An 18987-nucleotide genomic window follows, 5' to 3' on the forward strand; every position below is an offset into this window, starting at 1 on the left:
ATGGTTTCACAACAATCACATCGTAAAGATGAACATTTATCACTCGCAGAACACTTTCACACTGATGATTCATCTAAATTTTCAGGGGTTAGACTAATTCCAACTTCACTTCCCAAGTATGGTGTTGACGACATTGATATCAGTACTCAGCTTGAGAACCTTAATTTTCACGTACCGTTTTACATCAATGCAATTACGGGGGGGAGTCAGCAATCTCAAAAAATTAATCATCGGTTAGCTAACATTGCTAAACAAACGGGACTAGCAATGGCCGTTGGTTCACAAAGCATTGCCATCAATGATCCTAAACAACGCGCATCATTTACCACCGTTAGAGAAGTTAACCCCGATGGTTTAGTAATTGCCAATATTGGTGCTAATCACGATGCTACCGATGCCCAACAGGCTGTTGAAATGCTGCAAGCTGATATGCTGCAGGTCCACATTAATTCCGCTCAAGAATTGATTATGCCGGAAGGTGATCGAACCTTTAATTTCATTGCTAATTTAAAAGCCATTCTTGCCCAAGCTACCGTACCGGTTATTGTTAAAGAAGTCGGTTTTGGGATGAGCCAACAAACCATCACTGAGTTAGCCAACCTGGGCGTTAAAATCATTGATGTTAGCGGCTCCGGCGGTACTAATTTTGCCAGCATCGAAAACTTCCGTCGCGCAAACAAAGAAATGGCCTACATGCAATCATGGGGGCTTTCAACGGTGGAATCATTGCTCGAAGCCGATCCCATCAATCTCGATGTTAACGTCATTGCTTCTGGCGGTGTTAAAACGCCATTAGACATTGCTAAGTGCTTTGCCCTTGGCGCCGATTTGGTTGGTATGTCTGGAGAAGTGCTTCACCTACTATTAAGTAATGAAGATGATGAAGCGATAATTAATCAAATTAACGATTGGATTTATGGTCTAAAGACCATCATGGTTTTAACAAATTCTAAAAACATTGCAAATCTTAAACAGACCGATAAAATTTTCAGTTCTGAATTATTGAATTTCAAACAGCAACGCAACAGTGGTCTTTATTAATTTAATTCAACCAAAAAGCGTAACGACGAATTGTCGTTACGCTTTTAATTTACTATTACACTTGAAATCTCAATCCTTTAGGAAAAAAGTTCTTCACTGTCGAGCCAACGAGTTTTCCAAATCCAACTGGCAAGTCGTCACAAACCAACTGATACCAACCCTTTTCATGTTGTTCATCAGTTGTAAAACATCTCCGTGAACATATGCTGCCCATTGATCATGACTAATCGTTAATTGATGGTGATTTTCGGCGGCCGTCAAGGCTAACCCAAGCGCAAAACTAGGCTCAAACCGTCCCTTTTTGAACTCACCGAGAGGCATACCAACTCTCACAACTTTCACTTTACTTAGGTCAGGTAACTTATCGTTGCTAGCAAACAATAAGTTTTTATAAACAACTAAGTCATCAAACTTAACGTCAATTTCATTATCATTTAAAAATTGCTTGTAAAGCATCAGTTCATCCTTATTAGGACGAGTTAAATGCTTATTCTTCCAAAATGGTTTTAGTTTATTATTAATTTCACTTTTACCCTTAACGAGTTTGGCAATAAAATGTCCTTCTCCGTTAAAATGATATGGAAATAACCGTACACAGTCCTTAAGACCATCATCGCCATTTCCCCATTCTGGTCGGCCATCGTCCATTCCAGGATATTTTTTTATCGGCTCGATTGAAAAATCGAAATTTTCTATTAACCAAGAAATAATCTCTTCGTCTTCTTCCGGGGCAAAAGTACACGTCGAGTAAATCAACTGCCCACCAGGTTTGATTACCTTAACTGCTTCAGTTAAAATCTCACGTTGTCGATCAGCACATTGCTTCGGATAATCAAGACTCCAATAATCCATAGCAGCCGGATCCTTTCTGAACATGCCCTCACCTGAACATGGAGCATCAACCAAGACCTTATCAAAATATTCCGGAAAGGTTTGAGCAATTTTTTCTGGGGTAGTATTCGTAATTACTGCATTTCTCAAAGAGAATCTTTCAACGTTTTCGGCTAAAATACTAGCTCGCTTACCGTTTATCTCATTGGCAACTAATACCCCTTGATTTTGCATAAAGCTGCCTAAATGGGTCGTTTTGCCCCCTGGAGCGGCACATAAATCAAGGACTCGCTCTCCAGGATTAGGATGGGCCACCTCACCAACATACATCGCACTTGGTTCTTGACTGTATACTAGACCTCCCTGATGAGCCACCGACTTGCCATCGACCTTGCCAAAGTAACCAAATTCGCAGTGTTCAGCGACGGAACGCATGTCGACAATGGCTGAGTAATCATGATTATCTTTTAATGGATTAACTCGAAAACCGTGGCGGGGTTCTAAGTCAAATCCATCAAAGAATTGCTGGGCCTCGACGGGTCCTAATAATTCTGTGTATTTTTGTTTAAAATCTACTGGTAATTCCAATGTCTTTGACTCCTTAAAAAATTTAAATATTATTCAGACTAATTGACCCTATCCATGATTTACGTTAGTATTAACGCCATATGGACTAAGGAGTGATACTTATCGCAAAAAACTAATCGCACTTGACTTAGACGGGACGACATTAAACGACAAGCCGGAAATCTCACAAATGACCAAACAAGCTATCAAGGCCGCTCAAGATGAAGGCTATATTGTTAGCATTGTCACTGGTCGGCCAAATCGGATTTCTGAAAATTTTTATGATGACTTATCATTAAAAACCCCAATGATTAACTTTAACGGTAACTTGGGTATTTTACCACATAATCGTTGGGAACTGGAGTATCAGTATACCATCGAAAAAGATATTGTCATGGACCTATTAGAACACAGCCAACAATTAGGAATTAATCTCCTAGCTGTTGAGGGCCGCAACATGTTCCTTGCTAACCATGGAGCTAAAAGTAATCTCGGATTCTTTCCTAGTGTAATTAAGTCTGACGAAATTCTTAATCAGCATACACTAACTGATAATCCCATTAGCATCACGGTTGAATTGCAGTCTGATGCTAAACAAACTTTTATTGATTATACTGAAGCCAAATTTGGAGACTCAGTAGACGTGGCTCCATGGGGGGGACCACATCCAATCGTTGAGGTAACCACTAAAGGAATCCAAAAAGCAACTGGGTTAAAGATATTGGCTGATTATTATGGAGTTAGCCAAAAAGACATCTTTGCTTTTGGGGACGAAGCTAATGACCAATCAATGATTAGTTATGCTGGTCATGGAATTGCAATGAAAAACGCCATTCCAAGCATTAAAGAATTAGCCACTGACATTACCGACTTCACCAATGATCAAGACGGGGTCGCGAAATATCTTCGTGATCACATGGGTATTGCCGTTGGACTTTAATTAAATAATGATATAAAAGCCAGGATAAATTTTACTTTATCCTGCTTTTATTTGCTTAATCTTCAGGGTGGAACATTCTGGTTGCAGCAACTGCTCGCCGCCAACCTGAATATAATTTTTCTTTTCTATCCTCGGACATTTGGGGATCGAATTCGTCCCCCACCTTGACGGTTTGTCTAATCTCATCAACATTATCCCAGAAGCCAACTGCTAAACCAGCCAGGTAAGCTGCGCCTAAAGCAGTTGTTTCAGAAATAGAAGCCCGCTTAATTGGCGTATTTAAAATATCCGCTTGAAACTGCATCAAATAATTATTATTTGCAGCCCCACCATCAACGGCTAATGCTTTGATATCAATTCCTGTTTCCGTAGCCATGGTATCCACCACATCTCTGGTTTGATATGCTAATGAATCCAAGGTAGCTCTGACGAATTGAGCTTTGTTGGTTCCTCGAGTCAAGCCTAACACTGCTCCTCTAGCATCTTGATCCCAGAATGGTGCTCCAAGTCCAGTAAAGGCGGGTACCACGTAAACTCCATCAGTTGTGCCAGCCTCAACGGCCAAATCTTCGGATTCAGCTGATTTATTGACCATTTGCATCCCATCACGTAACCATTGAATAGCCGATCCTGCGACGAAGATACTTCCCTCTAACGCATAGTTCACTTTACCATCTAACCCGTATGCAATAGTGGTTAATAACCCATTACTAGAAATGGTAGGTTCTTCACCAGTATTCATCACGATAAAGGCACCAGTTCCATACGTATTTTTTACCATTCCCCGTTCTAATGCCATTTGTCCAAATAAAGCTGCCTGTTGATCTCCAGCAATACCTGCCACCGGCACCTGAACTCCAGAAAAGTATAGCCCGCTGTATACCCATAAACTTCTGATGACTGTTTGACCTCGGGTAATAATGATTCAGGAATGTTCAATTCATTAAGAATATCTTTATCCCAGGTTAAATCATGAATATTAAATAACATCGTTCGACTAGCGTTAGTGTAATCAGTAGCGTGAACCTTACCACCAGTTAACTTCCATAGAATCCATGTATCAATTGTTCCAAACAACAATTCGCCCCGCTCAGCCCGTTCTCTTACTCCGGGAACATTATCTAAAATCCACATAATCTTAGTCGCCGAGAAGTACGAATCAATTACCAAACCAGTCTTTTCATGAATCATTGTCTCAAGTCCGGCCGCTTTTAAACTATTAGCAATTTCAGCAGTTTGTTTAGATTGCCACACAATCGCGTGGTAAACTGGTTCTCCAGTAGTTTTATCCCAGATAATGGTTGTTTCCCGTTGGTTGGTAACTCCAATTCCTCGGACTTTATAAGGAGGAATATCTGCACCAATCAATGATTCGGAGATAACCGATTGAACTGCGTTCCAAATTTCATTGGCGTCATGTTCAACCCAACCTGATTTAGGAAAATACTGATGGAATTCTCGTTGCGATTTAGAAACAATTTCACCCGCATTATTGAACAAAATTGCTCGTGTGCTCGTGGTTCCCTCGTCCACAGCCATTATGTATTGTTCATCACTCATAGTTTATCTCCGTTTCAGTCTTTTATTTACTCGAGTTATATCACAATTAATTATACAATATCGGGAACGGTTACACCATTTAATCAAATAAAAAAAGACCCGTCACCGGATCTAATTCTTACTTTTCATCACTTTTAAGTACACCACCAACGCTATAACGGTTAGGTTGCATCTCATTTAAAATAATATGCACGTGTTCTGCGGGGGCTCCGGTATTTTTAACTACCGCACTAGTAACATCTTCAATAAGTCCCTTAAGTTGATCTTGGCTCCGACCAGCAATTAAATCAATATTTACGATTGGCATAATTTTGGTTCCTCCATTTGTGAATTTAAAAAAATTATACTGTAATTATAGTGACTTAACAACCATGTGTGCTAAAAGTAGTCCTTTCCGAATGAATTGATGTTACAATACTCTTATTAAAAAATTGGAGGTTAACATGAAACCAATTAGAAACTACTCAGCATGTACCAGTATGATTGTTGGTAAGAACGCTAGCATGGACGGTTCGATTATGATTGCTAGAAATGAAGATAGTAAAACCTCATGGCCCAAGAACTATGTGGTTCATCCAGAACAAACCTTTACTACTGCACCACTTTTTAAATCAACTGATAATGGCTTTGAGTTGCCGCTTGAAAGCCATCAGGCTAAATATACGGCTACTCCAGAATGGACAACTAAGTATGGATTATTTGAAGAAAATGGTTTTAATCAGTATGGTGTAGCAATGAGTGCTACTGAGAGTACTTACACAAACGACCGAGTCCTTTCCGTTGATCCACTAGTCAAAGATGGAATCGGCGAAGAAGCAATGATTACAGTAACCCTTCCTTACGTTAAAACCGCCCGTGAAGGAATTCAACGCCTTGGCGGCATCATCGAACGCTTTGGAACTGACGAATCAAATGGCATTTTGTTTGCTGATAATGATGAAGCTTGGTATATGGAAACTGGTGGTGGCCATAACTGGGTCGCTATGAGAATTCCTGATGACTCCTATGTGGTTGTTGCTAACCAAATGGCCATTCAGGATATCGATTTTAATGATCCGGAAAACTTTATGTGGTCCGACAACCTGCAAACATTCGTTGCGGATAACCACCTTAATCCAGATCCATTAAATAACACATTCAATTTCAGAAATATCTTTGGAACTGCTGATTTATCTGATACTTACTACAACACACCACGAGTTTGGTATGGTGTTAAAATGTTCTCTTCAGACGAACAACATAAACCAACCGATTTGATATTCCATTCTTGCATAAGGCCGACCGAAGATTAAGTGTTTATGACGTGCAAGACTTCTTAAGCTCTCATTACCAAGGAACTGAATTCGACCCAATTGGTGAAGGTAATGAGGAAAGTAAACATCGCTTCCGACCAGTGAGTGTAGCCAAGACTCAAGAAGCTCATATCTTACAAATTAGACCCGAAATGCCACGCGAGGCTAACATTCAATGGCTCTCAATGGGGGTTGGCGCCCAAAGCGTTTTCGTACCATTCTATGCCGGTGCCGATGATACGCCCGCTGCTTACCAGAATACCCCAGGAGAATTTAATCCAAGTAAAGCCTACTGGGTTTACAAACAAGCTGGGGTCTTAGTTGATCCGCATTATCTTGAATTAGGCGGCTTTTTAAGTGCAACCCAACAAAATCTCCGCATTAAATTTAGTCAAAATATTATAGCTGCAGACAAAACCATCAAGACCCTAGTTGGTAAAGAATTAACGGCTTTTATCACTAAGGTCAATGCCGATAATGCTCAAGCTGGAATCGACGAATATAATAAATTGATTAGTAAGCTAATTACCAATTCAACTAACTTTTCACCAATTAACTACAAACAAGATTTGAATTTATAACAATACACAAAAAGCGCGGAAGATTTGAAATCTTCCGCGCTTTTTATAGTTACTTAAATTATTTCTGAGCTGCTTCCTCATAATCGCCGTTAGGACAAATTACTTGAACGCCACCCTTAACCTTCTTTTCAACTAAGAAATGTCCATCTTTTGGACAATCTCGGCCGATTGGTTTATCCCACGATACAAAATCACAATCGGGGAAGCGTGAACAACCGTAAAAAATTCGGTTCTTCTTTGATTTACGTTCAATAACCTGACCTTGATGACACTTAGGACAAATTACTCCGATTTCCTTCACAATTGGCTTGGTGTTACGACAATCGGGGAAGCGTGAACAAGCATAGAACTTACCATAACGCCCCATTTAATCACCATTGGCGCACCACAGATATCACAGTCAAAGCCTGCAGGTTCATCCTTAATTTGAATCTTTTCCATTTTCTCAGTCGCCGAATCTACTTCTTCAGAAAATGGCTTATAAAAGGAATCAACGACCTTAACCCAATCTTCAATACCATCTTCGACTTTATCTAAATCGCCTTCAAGATTAGCCGTAAAGTCCACGTTAACAACATCGGGGAAATACTTTACGATAATGTCGTTAACAATTTCACCCAGTTCAGTTGGCTCAAATCGTCGACCAACTAACTTAACGTAGTAACGCTTTTGAATAGTTTCAAGAGTTGGTGAATAAGTAGATGGTCGACCAACACCGTTTTCTTCAAGCGTTTTAATCAACGTCGCTTCACTGTATCTTGCAGGTGGCTGAGTGAAGTGCTGATCAGGATTAGTATTAGCTAGCTTAACCTCGTCACCCTCATCAAGATCTGGCAAAATATTATCTTTTTCCTTACCGTCACCATACACCTTTAGAAAACCATCAAACTTCATTTTTGAACCATTAGCTTTAAAAATAACATCATTCTGCTCAATTGTTACAGCCATTGTATCCATAACTGCAGGCGTCATTTGGCTAGCCATAAACCGTGACCAGATTAACTGATATAACTTAAATTGATCATTGTTTAGATACTCTTTTAAACTTTGAGGGGTTCTAAACACTGAAGTTGGTCTAATAGCTTCATGGGCATCCTGGGCCCCTTCAGGCATCTTTCCCTTAATAGGCTTAGTAGCCGCATATTCTTCACCATATTTTTCATGAATGAAAGTTGATGCTTCATGTTTAGCAATAACTGAAATTCTCGTAGAATCCGTCCGCATATAAGTAATTAAACCTTGGCTACCTTCCTTACCAATGTTAATTCCTTCATATAGCTGTTGGGCCGCCATCATTGTGCGCCGAGTTCTAAAATTCAATTTTCGGTTAGCTTCTTGTTGAAGCGTACTAGTAGTGAAAGGTGCTTGAGGTTGACGCTTTCGTTCTTTACGAGTAACTTTGGTAATTTCAAACGGAGCATCCTTATCAATTTGGCCAAGAATTTTCTCAACAGCCTTATTATTAGGTAGCTCTTTCTTTTTACCCTTAACGCCATAAAAACTAGCCGCAAATTGAGACCGACCCTTTTTAAACTTTGAATCAATTGTCCAATACTCTTGTGGTTCGAAATTTTCAATTTCACGTTCTCGTTGGATAATCAGCCAGAGTGCAATTGATTGAACTCGACCAGCACTAAGCCCTTTTTTTACTTTTTGCCATAGCAGCGGTGAAATTGAATATCCCACCAATCGGTCAAGAATTCGACGAGCTTGTTGAGCATCTACTAAGTTCATATCAATTCCCCGAGGGTTCTTGAATGATTCTTTAACCGCATCTTTGGTAATTTCGTTAAATACTACTCGATTCTTATCATCAGGGTCTAAATCCAGAACATGTGATAAATGCCAAGCAATTGATTCCCCTTCACGGTCTGGATCGGCCGCGAGGTAAACCTTCTTAGCTTTTTTAGCGGCAGATTTTAATTCCTTAATAGTATCGCCTTTGCCACGAATAGAGATGTAGTGAGGATCGTAGTCATTCTCGATATCGACCCCCATCTTACTTTTAGGTAAATCTCGAACGTGGCCTTTACTAGCGATAACTTTGTATGAACGACCTAGATACTTTTCAATTGTTTTCGCCTTTGCGGGTGACTCAACAATTACCAAGTTTTTCTGAGGAGCTTTTCGTTTGGTCTTAGACTTAGATTTTGTCTTTGTTGCCATAGTTTCTCCCTTCAAATATTTGTTATTGATTTTTAGTTTATTAACTTTTTTTATTATTCACAAATCTTCAATATCATATTGCACTTGGATATTCGTGTCAATATAATAACTCTTCTATAATATGATTCGATTGCAGAACGGGCTTTGCTCCAGCCAATATTAATTCGTTTGTACCAACGGATAACGGCGAATTGATTGGTCCTGGAATCGCAAAAACCTCGCGATTATTTTGTAAGGCCAAATTAGCCGTAATCAAGCTGCCGGAATGGTTCTTTGCTTCACTAACCAGAACTCCTTGACAAAGCCCTGCAATTATTCGATTTCGTTCTGGAAAGTGATGCCTTCGAGGGCCAACATTGCTCAAATATTCACTTAACAATAAATGATTTGACCCAATATAATCTTGCATGGATCGATTTTCACTTGGATAATATTGAGCCAACCCTGTGCCAATCACCGCGATGGTATTACCACCATTAGCCACGGTTAGTCGATGGGTAATCGTATCGACGCCTTTAGCTAAGCCTGATACTAAAGTTAGTTTCTGGCAAACCAACTCCGGAATTATCTGTTTTAACACTGTTCGTGAATAATCAGTCGGCACACGACTTCCCACTACACCTAGCATCTTTGTCTGCAATAATTGTAAATTTCCTCGATAAAATAAGCCAATCGGCGGCAAGTAAGCCTCTCTAAGTGGTTCTGGATAACAAGGATCATTAATAGCCAACCAATGGTCGGTTAATTCTGGTATGAATTGGTTTTGCAGTTTTGTAAAGGATGGAATAAATTGTGCTGTCATTTTGGGCGTTAGCTTAAGCAAGTTTGCAATTTCTTGTCCATCCAAACCATCAAGTTCCGATTCGCTGAACCGTTCAACCAACTGGTAAAGAAGTACTTCATTTTTTAAGCTAATCCCCGTACTTCCCTTAATCAAAAATAAAAAATCATTTAATCGCATGTTATCACCTTTTTAGATAATAAATACGCAAATGATTTAAATCATCTCTGAAACCGGCGAAAAGCTATGGCGATGAATGGGGCTTGGTCCATATTTCTTAAGTGCCGCAAGATGCGGCTTGGTCCCATAACCAGCATTATGTTCAAAATCATATTCTGGGTAATCACGCGCATAAGCCGACATCAATTCATCTCGATAAACTTTAGCAATAATACTTGCTGCAGACACACTGATACTCTGAGCATCCGCTTTAACCATATCTAATTGTGGAATCTCAACCGGGACATTCATGGCATCAACAATTAATTGATCAGGCTTAAGAGTTAAATTTAACACTGCTGCCCTCATAGCTAATCTAGCCGCCTCATAAATGTTAATCTCATCAATCTTATGACTATCAATCACACCGAAGCCAAATGCAACGGCTTGTTCTCTGATTAGTGGTGCTAAAATTTCTCGTTTTTTGGAGCTCAATTGTTTTGAATCATTAACTTCAATTAAGCTAAAATCCTTAGGTAAAATAACTGCCGCGGCAACTACCGGTCCGGCCAATGGTCCTCGGCCAACCTCATCAACACCAGCAACAAGCTCGCTACCTTGTTGCCACAATTGTTGCTCAAACTTAAACCGATGTTGAAATTCTGCCACCTGTTGCTCATACTTTCTAATTCGTCGTTGTGCCCGGCTTACTAACTGAATGACCCCTTTACGGTTGTCATCTGCTAATTTCTTAAATAATGGATCATTAACTTTAGTCACATTAGCCAGTTGGTCGGCGATTTCTTTAATCGTTTGCGTCATCTTTAGCCTCTAAATCAGCCAGCGTATCTAACGTAAACCCACCTAGCTTCCCAGCACGAGCATCTAGAATAATACGATCACTAGCTCTTAAATAATCATCACGCATTCCAACATTCTGGGTAATTTTTAATAATAAGTCAACATCTGATAACTCAAATCAGCCTCCGTCAACCGATATCTGGTCATCAAACCTGCTGGCATTGTTTCCCTAAATTTTCCAAGAGCATATAGCGCAATATCATCAGATGAATAAGCGTTCTCTTTGATTGCTCCCGTCAAAGCCAACTTATTAGCGATTTCTTGGCTTTGAAATTTAGGCCACAAAATCCCTGGAGTATCCAGTAACTCTAATTTATCACTGGATTTAAGCCATTGTTGTCCCTTAGTAACTCCGGGACGGTTACCGACTTGTGCAGCTCTTCGATTAACCAAACGATTAAGAACCGTTGATTTACCCACGTTAGGAACCCCTACACTGATTGCGCGAATTGGTCGACTCTTCATTCCTTTAGCCTCTTCACGAGCCAATTTATCCTTTAAAATCGGATTAATTTTATCAAGCACGGCATTAGGACCAAATTTCGTCTTAGCATCAACAGCCATTGCTGGTTGATTAATCGATGCAAATAGTTTAGCCATTCCTTAACAGTTACTTCATCAGCTAAATCGCGTTTAGTCATGATATATAAATGTGGCTTATCACCACTAATCCGTTTGACTTCTGGATTCATTGAAGTTAGCGGAATTCTCGCATCTAAAATTTCAAATACCACATCAACCAAGGAAATATTCTCTTCAAACTGTCTGATGGCTTTGGCCATGTGGCCTGGAAACCATTGTATGTTAACACCCATTGTTAACCTCCATTATTGTTCGTTATATTCACTAAATGCTTTGTCGAAGATATCCATACTTGGTAAATAGCCCGCATTTTCTTCCAAATACTTAGAAATCTCGTCAAAATCTTTTGACTGCTTAGGAAACGATTGATCATAAAAAGCATTATTCGCAAATTCTGCGACTTCATCGTTATTTCCTGGATGACGTTTAGTCATCAGAAATTCATAAAACGTTCTTCTCATGCGTTAACAGCCCCATTCCATTACCTTGCTGGTAACAATATTTTAAATTTAAATTTTCCGGCACCGTTCATGTCAATTTTAGTTGCCTTAAAATTAAGTCCATCCTTCCCATTCAAGTTAGTAGTATTTAAATAAACCTGCTTACTTGCGGGGTTAATTGTAACCCAGTCTGGGAAATGGTAACTTTCCTTTACATATAGCAACACTAAGCTTAAAGGCAATGATTGTCTACCAATAGATAACTTGTTAGCATGCAATTCAATATCACCATTCTCAGTAACCGCTGGCGAAAATTCTAATGCATAGGGAACATCAGCACCTAACAACTTAATTTTACCGTACACGATTCCGTTTTTACCTTGTAACTGGAATCGGTACTGAACCTTATCAGATTGAGTTTTTTGCGCTTTGGTTAAGTAAACATCTGCAAGTTCATTAATCTGATTTTTATTTAGGGTTAAATCAATTCCCTGCTTACTTGAATAATGATTTGCAGGGGCCGGTTGTCCGTCCGCAAATATTAAACCAATTATCAAAATAATTCCTGCTAAAATTACACCAATCAACGTAAAAAAAGCAATTTTATACGGTTTTCGTTGTGTCTTCGATCGTTTCATCCTAGCTCCTTAATTCAGGCATCTGTTGTTTCATGGCCTGATATAATCTATTCGTCATAATTCGATACCCTTGTTTATTAGGGTGGAAATGATCAATATTAGATATCAAATCATTCTTTGCTGATCCAGCGCCCCCAAATAATCCTAAGATATCAGTATTAGTTAAATTATTTGATAAACTAGGTTGCTTTGCGGCTTGTTTTTCCAATTGTTTATGCTGAGCCTTCGTCTGATATTGTCCATCCGATAACTCATTGCTAATGGGAATAAAAAATGTATTGGCTTGGCTGGCAACCATCTGCTTAGTTGTCCTGTTGGTATCACTCACAGCCTGGTTAATAAACTTAACTTGTGGCAAGTAAACATAAACCGGATTATAAATTCCATACACAAAAATATTAGCTTTAGGATTATACTGCCGGACATCTTTAATCAGTTGGCGAGCCCGCATTGAGTATGTGCGTTCAAATGAACTTAGTTGAGAATTCATCATACCATTATTATTAGCCGTCATATTTGCGCAAAATTGCATTAAATCATTCCCACCAAAAGTCATTACAATCGTGTTGGCTTGCTTAAGTTGTTTCTGCAATCGTTGACTTCCATTAACGCGACTATCGATCTGTTGGGTTGTCTCCCCTGCAATACCAAAATTAGCAACTGTGACCCTTGTTCTTGGGTAGTTAGACTTGATTTTTTGGCGAATCATGTACACATAACCGCCTCGATTGTCAGGGTCGCCGACACCTTGTGTAAGCGAATCTCCAACAGCTGTAATATTAATTGGAGTTGGCTTGGGCGTAGCCTTCTTAAAGTGATTATACCCTGACCAACCGCCTAAGCCGATAATAATAATCGTCAATAAGACAATAATTAAATTAAATTTCTTTTTCATGAATCTTCCTTAATTTTATAAAAAACTTTAACGTTGCCAATAACAAAACAAAGACTGGTACAAAACCTCCGTTTTGTATCAGTCTTCCAACCAATTTTTAGTAGTCTTCTAAATAAAACAAAGCAAAGGCCCCTTCACCAGCATGAGTTGTAATAACCGGTGATGTTACTCGATAAAGAAATGGTACATCCGTAAAGGTTTGCTTTACCTTATCAGCGACTTCTGAAATAAATTCTGTTGAATTAACGTAAGAGATGTTGATGGCTTGAATGGCGCCATTTTTCTTAATGTCATCAATTGCATTATTAAAGTATTTCTTCATTGATTTCATTCCTCGAACTTTAGAAACCACTTTTAAATCGCCATCATAAACTGATAGAACAATTTTGATATTCAACAAGTTTGTAATAGCTCCCACGAATGGATGAAGACGACCACCCTTAACGATATTGTCGAGGTTCATTACGCCCATGTACATCTTAGTATGAATTCGAACTTTTTCTAATTCAACTAAGATTTCATCAACTGTGTTACCAGCCTTAGCCATCTCGCCAGCCCTAACGACTTGAAAGCCAAGGCCTCTATCAGTATTGCCACTATCCAATACGGTTACTTCAGAAGTTGACAATGTCGCAGCTTGTCTGGCAGCGTTAACAGTTCCGCTTAAGCCTTCCATCATGTTGATACATAACACTTGGCTACCATCCTTGCCTAAATCGTTAAAAGCATCGACAAATCTTCCAACAGGTGGCTGACTAGTTTTAGGTAAATTATCAGCCGTAATCATTTGTTTAACGAACTCTTCTCTAGTGATTGTTTCACCATCAACGTAGACGGTTTCATCAATCATAACTGTTAGCGGAATCACCGTGATCCCAAAATCTTTAATTTCTTCTTCGCTCAATTGTGCAGATGAATCTGTAACAATTTTAACGTTTGCCATATTAGCCACTCGTTTCTTTTTAAAAATATAAATCCTAATTGTTATTATAGCAAAAAACCACCGATGACGCATGGCGATTACTTAACTTACTTGACTCTTGAATAAATTTGAAAGGTATGGGGATACTTATTTTTTCATCAACAATACCTGTGGTTTCAGAAACTAATTCAAATTGAGAATAGTCAACATCAGCCATCACCGTATCGCCTGAAAATTCAGCCTCAATTTTAGTTCGATAAAGCATGTCTACTTGATTTATCAGTTGAGCAAATATATTTGCACCACCAAGCACAAAATAATTTTTTTCAGGATTAGCCGTCACGAGTGATAAAAAGCTCTCAATGTCTGGCAGAACAGTCACGCCATCTGGAAAATCATTATGTGATGAAATGACGTAATTATCCCTTCCAGGTAAAGGTCGATTAAAACTCTTAAAAGTTTTTGTACCCGATACCACCGGATGATTCATGGTAGTTTGCTTAAAAAATTTCATATCATCAGGTAAGTGCCAAGGCAACTTACCCTGATTACCAATAATACCATGACTGTCTTCCGCCCAAATGAATGATATCATTTTAATCTTCCCTTCTAGACAGCAACAGGGGCCTTAATTGCTGGATATGGATCATAATTTTCAACTTTAATATCTTTCATTTCAAAATCATCAATATTAATTTTATCTGGATTTAACCATAACTGAGGTGCTTGTCTTGGCGTCCGAGTTAGTAATTCTTTAGCCTGTTTAATGTGGTTAGAGTAAATATGTGCATCCCCTAATGTATGGACAAATTCACCTGGTTCCAAACCAGTTTCTTTAGCAATCAACATTGTTAATAAAGCATAACTGGCAATATTAAATGGTACGCCAAGAAAAATGTCGCCTGAGCGTTGGTATAACTGGCAACTTAATTTTCCATCAGCTACATAGAATTGAAACATTGTATGGCATGGTGGCAACGCCATTGATGGAACATCCTCAGGATTCCAGGCGGACACAATTAATCTTCTAGAATCTGGATGAGTTTTAATCATATCAATTACATTTTGTATTTGATCAATAGTATCGCCGGTAGATGTCTGCCATGCTCGCCACTGACTTCCATATATTAGACCCAAATCACCATATTTTTTTGCAAATTCATCATCATTAACAATCTGATCACAGAACTTATTCTTTTCAACTTGGTACGCTTCATTAAATTCAGTATCTTTTAACGCCCGATGAGCAAAATCAGTCATATCGGGACCATTATAGTCTTCAGAGGCAACATACTTTTCAAAAGCCCATTCGTCCCAAATGTGATTCTTATGGTTTAACAAATACTGGATGTTAGTATCACCCTTTAAAAACCACAATAGCTCACTTTTAATTAATCCAAATGGAACCTTCTTAGTAGTTAACAGTGGAAAGCCCTTCGCGAGATCAAACCGCATTTGATAACCAAAAGTACTGAGAGTTCCGGTATTGGTTCGATCGGTTTTCTTATTACCGTTTTCTAACACATAGCGAACTAAGTCTAAATAAGCATCTTCAAGCATAAAACAGCCTCCAATAATATTAGTTATCAAATTGAGAAAGATATTCCCAACGTTCCATCTTGTCGTTTATTTTAACATCAAGTTCATCATTTTGTTTCTGAAGATCTGATAATTTTCCATAATCACTACCATCAACTGTATTCATCGCTTCTTGGATGTTTGCTTTTTTGGTTTTCCAGCTTATCAATATCGCCTTCGATGGTGGCATACTCTTTTTTCTCCATGTAAGTCAACTTAGTTTTTAGCCTTAGGTTTGGCAGATTCTTGTGGAGCATTATCATTTCGTTTTGTCTTAATACGTTTCTTGTCAGCAACCCGGGTCTGAGCTAATGACGCCAAGTATTCACTAAATTGGCCCCGGTGTTCGGACACCTTACCGTCACCTTCAAATATCAATAAGCGATCAGCAACCTTATCCAAAAAGTAGCGATCATGAGAAACCGTAATCACGGTTCCTTGAAAATGGTTAACGTAATTTTCCAAGACCGTTAACGTTGAAATATCCAGATCATTTGATGGTTCATCTAATAATAAGACATTTGGTTGTTCCATTAGTAGTTTAAGTAAATATAACCGGCGCTTTTCCCCACCTGAAAGTTTCCGAATTAATGTACCATGCATAAATTTAGGAAATAAAAATTCTTCAAGTAGTTCGGCAACACTAATTTTTTCACCATTGTTATTCGTTACTTGTTGCCCAATATCACTAAGATATGAAATGACTCGTTTATCTTCATCAATTGGTTCAGTAATCTGACGATAGTATGCCAACTTAACCGTTTCACCAATTTTAATAATCCCTGAATCTAACGGAATATCACCAGCGATGGCATTGAGGAGCGAAGTCTTTCCTGCACCGTTTTCTCCAGAAATACCAATCCGTTCATTTCCTTGGATTAAAATACTAAAATCTTTTAAAATCGGCTTGTTATCAATTGTTAAATTAGCATCTTTAATGTTGATAACTTCTTTTCCAAGACGTGATTGACCTAAGGAGACGGTCACATCCTCATCAACTTGAAGATTACCCACATTTTCCTTAAGCTCATTAAAACGGTTAATCCGGGCTTGTTGCTTAGTTGAACGAGCTTTTGCGCCAGCCTTCATCCATGCTAATTCTGATTTATATAACTGTTGCGCTTTATGCTCAGCATCCATTTCAGTTTGAACCCGAGTTGCTTTTTGCTCAACATAGTCTTGATAGTTACCAGTATATTCATAAAGCTTTCCAAATGATAATTCAAAAATCTTAGTTGCCACTTGATCAAGAAAATACCGATCATGAGTTACTAACATGATGGCGCCCTTATAACCAGATAAATATTTTTCAAGCCAATCAATTGAATCAAAATCCAAGTGATTAGTGGGCTCATCTAACAGTAGCAAATCAGGTGATTCTACTAGTACCTGAGCAAGTGCTACTCGCCGTTTTTGGCCTCCAGATAATTCACCAACTTTTTTATCATAATCATTAATTTTTAATTGCGTTAAGATCGTCTTAACATCGCTTTGCACATTCCAAGCATCGTCCTCATTCATTCTAGCTTCGGCTTTTTCATAACGGTTAATTGCAGATTCATCGTCAGGATGAGCTGAGTACTCATTAACTGCCTGTTCATAGTTCTTAATTGTTTGGTAAATTTTTTGAGATCCACTGAAGACGGCATCCATAATTGATAATTGGTCATCTAAATCTGGATTTTGGGTTAGATAAGCAATTGAATATGATTTGAAGTGATAATATCGCCAACAGAATCATTGTCACGCCCTGAGATTGCGTTTAAAAGTGACGTTTTACCAGTACCGTTGGTCCCAATTAATCCAATTCGATCGTGTTCATTAATAATAAAACCCAAATTATCAAATAGGGTTTTCTCTCCATACGTTTTAGTTAAATTTTCGACCCGCATTGTTTCCATTTAGTTGCTTCCTTCATTCTTAATTGATTTAGCAGCCATTAATAATTCGTCATAGTTATTAGTTAGTTCATTATTAATGACTAAAGTTTCTAAACGGTTCAAGACCTGTCCAAGTTGCGGACCTGGCGTCAAAATCTCATCAGCAATCAGCTCTTTAGCAGAAATTGCTAAGTCCCGCTTAGTTTTAATTTGTAAATGATCATATTCAATAGTTAATTCACCTGGCTGAATTGCCAAATCAAATATTTGAGATAAATGATCTGCAGCAACCACAGCAATCTTGCCAGCTGCATATAGTTCAATATTACCAACCTGATTATTTTGAACCTGGTTTAATAAAAATGTGGTTTTAACCACTTCATCTGTTAACTGGTTTGAGCTTTTCCAATTTCGCATAAACTTAGTAGTTGATGGTTTATTGTATTTAAAGCCAAAAGCAAACAAGGACCAAATTTTAATTTCATCCATTTTTTGAAGATTTAGCTCACTTAGATGCTTCAGAATGACTTGTTGTCCTTTAAAGCCTGGTACATGCTCAGATAGTTGAGTTTCAATCATCTTTGTAAGTCCCAAATTCGGCCGTGTTCCCTTCATCATTTTAACGAATTCTTCATGAATCCGTTCAATTGCGATTTTTTCTAATAAGTGTGAGTGTCGATAAATTGCGCCCTCAGTTTCACTTTCAATATCAAAATCTAGTTGACTTGAGAATCTAATTGCCCTCATCATGCGCAAAGCGTCTTCATTAAATCGTTCGTCAGCGATTCCTACCGCCCGGATAAGGTGATTTTTCATGTCATCCAAACCAGAAAACAGGTCGGTAATTGTTCCATCTTCGCTCAAAGCTAGCGCGTTAATAGTAAAATCGCGGCGTTTCAAGTCTTCCTCTAACGACCTGACAAAAGTAACCTCATCAGGTCGACGGTAATCTTGATAGGTAGATTCCGTTCTAAAGGTAGTTACTTCATAACCATTACCATGATCGAGAACCATTACTGTTCCATGCTGAATTCCTGTATCTACCGTCCGATTAAAAATCTGTTTGACTTCTTCAGGATAGGCACTCGTTGCAATGTCAACATCGTGGATTTCTCGGCCTAGGATGGTATCTCTGACTGACCCACCAACAAAATAAGCCTCAAATCCGGCCTTTTCAATTTTTCTAAGAATTGGTAATGCTTCTTCAAATTCAATTGGAAATTTATTTATCTTCAAAATAATCGCCATCCGTACATTAATTTACTCACTAAAC

The 18987-nt window shown here is 38.6% G+C and carries 13 protein-coding genes and 6 pseudogenes; 3 read left to right on the forward strand and 16 right to left on the reverse strand.

All coding sequences use genetic code 11. The features are described from left to right. The gene (gene fni / locus NBRC111893_RS04660) at window positions 1-1041 is read left to right on the forward strand and encodes a type 2 isopentenyl-diphosphate Delta-isomerase (RefSeq protein ID WP_125008175.1); all 1041 of its coding nucleotides are present in this window, start codon (window positions 1-3) and stop codon (window positions 1039-1041) included. A 55-nt stretch (window positions 1042-1096) separates the two neighbouring features. On the opposite strand, the gene NBRC111893_RS12105 is transcribed toward fni, so the two are convergent. Together NBRC111893_RS12105 and NBRC111893_RS04665 are read right to left on the reverse strand one after the other, a co-directional pair. Next, window positions 1097-1255 (reverse strand): methyltransferase RsmF C-terminal domain-like protein, encoded by a 159-nt coding sequence (locus tag NBRC111893_RS12105; protein WP_369689704.1) that lies wholly within the window; start codon window positions 1253-1255, stop codon window positions 1097-1099. A gap of 104 nt (window positions 1256-1359) precedes the next feature. Next, window positions 1360-2460: pseudogene (locus NBRC111893_RS04665) on the reverse strand (RNA methyltransferase); the annotation flags it as partial. A gap of 115 nt (window positions 2461-2575) precedes the next feature. Between NBRC111893_RS04665 and NBRC111893_RS04670 the strand changes: the two are divergent. After that, window positions 2576-3379, forward strand: a complete 804-nt coding sequence (locus NBRC111893_RS04670; RefSeq protein ID WP_125008176.1) for a Cof-type HAD-IIB family hydrolase — start codon at window positions 2576-2578, stop codon at window positions 3377-3379. Between the two features lie 55 nt (window positions 3380-3434). On the opposite strand, the pseudogene glpK reads toward NBRC111893_RS04670, so the two are convergent. Both glpK and thmT read right to left on the reverse strand, forming a co-directional pair. Continuing rightward, window positions 3435-4939, reverse strand: a pseudogene (gene glpK / locus NBRC111893_RS04675) (glycerol kinase GlpK). Window positions 4940-5057: 118 nt separating this feature from the next. Beyond that, window positions 5058-5246 carry a 2-hydroxymuconate tautomerase gene (gene thmT / locus NBRC111893_RS04680; RefSeq protein ID WP_125008177.1) on the reverse strand — a complete coding sequence of 63 codons (189 nt, stop codon included), beginning with the start codon at window positions 5244-5246 and terminating at the stop codon, window positions 5058-5060. Window positions 5247-5382: 136 nt separating this feature from the next. Here thmT and NBRC111893_RS04685 point away from each other — a divergent pair. Beyond that, window positions 5383-6812, forward strand: a pseudogene (locus NBRC111893_RS04685) (C69 family dipeptidase). A gap of 58 nt (window positions 6813-6870) precedes the next feature. On the opposite strand, the pseudogene topA reads toward NBRC111893_RS04685, so the two are convergent. The 12 genes and pseudogenes from topA to NBRC111893_RS04745 form a co-directional block, all read right to left on the reverse strand. Next, a pseudogene (gene topA / locus NBRC111893_RS04690) lies at window positions 6871-8978 on the reverse strand (type I DNA topoisomerase). A 97-nt stretch (window positions 8979-9075) separates the two neighbouring features. Then, window positions 9076-9939: a DNA-processing protein DprA gene (dprA, locus tag NBRC111893_RS04695; protein WP_125008178.1), complete on the reverse strand. Its 864-nt coding sequence runs from the start codon at window positions 9937-9939 to the stop codon at window positions 9076-9078. A 36-nt stretch (window positions 9940-9975) separates the two neighbouring features. Next, the gene (gene rnhB / locus NBRC111893_RS04700) at window positions 9976-10740 is read right to left on the reverse strand and encodes a ribonuclease HII (RefSeq protein WP_125008179.1); all 765 of its coding nucleotides are present in this window, start codon (window positions 10738-10740) and stop codon (window positions 9976-9978) included. Then, window positions 10724-11594: pseudogene (gene ylqF, locus NBRC111893_RS04705) on the reverse strand (ribosome biogenesis GTPase YlqF). The gene rnhB and the pseudogene ylqF overlap by 17 nt, the downstream one beginning before the upstream one ends. Window positions 11595-11606: 12 nt before the next feature. After that, window positions 11607-11822 carry a YozE family protein gene (locus NBRC111893_RS04710; RefSeq protein WP_125008180.1) on the reverse strand — a complete coding sequence of 72 codons (216 nt, stop codon included), beginning with the start codon at window positions 11820-11822 and terminating at the stop codon, window positions 11607-11609. A gap of 20 nt (window positions 11823-11842) precedes the next feature. After that, entirely contained in the window at window positions 11843-12439 is a 597-nt protein-coding gene (locus tag NBRC111893_RS04715; protein ID WP_125008181.1) for a YpmS family protein, read from the reverse strand. A 1-nt stretch (window position 12440) separates the two neighbouring features. Further along, entirely contained in the window at window positions 12441-13334 is an 894-nt protein-coding gene (locus tag NBRC111893_RS04720; protein ID WP_125008182.1) for a GDSL-type esterase/lipase family protein, read from the reverse strand. A gap of 97 nt (window positions 13335-13431) precedes the next feature. Continuing rightward, on the reverse strand, window positions 13432-14277 hold the full coding sequence (locus NBRC111893_RS04725; protein WP_125008183.1) for a DegV family protein: 846 nt from the start codon (window positions 14275-14277) through the stop codon (window positions 13432-13434). A 34-nt stretch (window positions 14278-14311) separates the two neighbouring features. Beyond that, window positions 14312-14851, reverse strand: a complete 540-nt coding sequence (locus NBRC111893_RS04730) for a dihydrofolate reductase (RefSeq protein ID WP_125008184.1) — start codon at window positions 14849-14851, stop codon at window positions 14312-14314. A 14-nt stretch (window positions 14852-14865) separates the two neighbouring features. Next, entirely contained in the window at window positions 14866-15816 is a 951-nt protein-coding gene (locus NBRC111893_RS04735; protein ID WP_125008185.1) for a thymidylate synthase, read from the reverse strand. 19 nt (window positions 15817-15835) lie between these two features. After that, a pseudogene (locus NBRC111893_RS04740) lies at window positions 15836-17735 on the reverse strand (ABC-F family ATP-binding cassette domain-containing protein). Beyond that, entirely contained in the window at window positions 17736-18962 is a 1227-nt protein-coding gene (locus NBRC111893_RS04745) for a CCA tRNA nucleotidyltransferase (protein WP_125008186.1), read from the reverse strand. Window positions 18963-18987: the final 25 nt, after the last annotated feature.

Source organism: Lentilactobacillus kosonis, from assembly GCF_003864335.1.
Taxonomy (GTDB): domain Bacteria; phylum Bacillota; class Bacilli; order Lactobacillales; family Lactobacillaceae; genus Lentilactobacillus; species Lentilactobacillus kosonis.

Bases quoted from the DNA above. Each gene is read 5' to 3' on its own strand.
- fni (WP_125008175.1), top strand. From the start codon at position 1: ATGGTTTCACAACAATCACATCGTAAAGATGAACATTTATCACTCGCA.
- NBRC111893_RS12105 (WP_369689704.1), bottom strand. From the start codon at position 1,255: ATGGGCAGCATATGTTCACGGAGATGTTTTACAACTGATGAACAACAT.
- thmT (WP_125008177.1), bottom strand. From the start codon at position 5,246: ATGCCAATCGTAAATATTGATTTAATTGCTGGTCGGAGCCAAGATCAA.
- dprA (WP_125008178.1), bottom strand. From the start codon at position 9,939: ATGCGATTAAATGATTTTTTATTTTTGATTAAGGGAAGTACGGGGATT.
- rnhB (WP_125008179.1), bottom strand. From the start codon at position 10,740: ATGACGCAAACGATTAAAGAAATCGCCGACCAACTGGCTAATGTGACT.
- NBRC111893_RS04710 (WP_125008180.1), bottom strand. From the start codon at position 11,822: ATGAGAAGAACGTTTTATGAATTTCTGATGACTAAACGTCATCCAGGA.
- NBRC111893_RS04715 (WP_125008181.1), bottom strand. From the start codon at position 12,439: ATGAAACGATCGAAGACACAACGAAAACCGTATAAAATTGCTTTTTTT.
- NBRC111893_RS04720 (WP_125008182.1), bottom strand. From the start codon at position 13,334: ATGAAAAAGAAATTTAATTTAATTATTGTCTTATTGACGATTATTATT.
- NBRC111893_RS04725 (WP_125008183.1), bottom strand. From the start codon at position 14,277: ATGGCAAACGTTAAAATTGTTACAGATTCATCTGCACAATTGAGCGAA.
- NBRC111893_RS04730 (WP_125008184.1), bottom strand. From the start codon at position 14,851: ATGATATCATTCATTTGGGCGGAAGACAGTCATGGTATTATTGGTAAT.
- NBRC111893_RS04735 (WP_125008185.1), bottom strand. From the start codon at position 15,816: ATGCTTGAAGATGCTTATTTAGACTTAGTTCGCTATGTGTTAGAAAAC.
- NBRC111893_RS04745 (WP_125008186.1), bottom strand. From the start codon at position 18,962: ATGGCGATTATTTTGAAGATAAATAAATTTCCAATTGAATTTGAAGAA.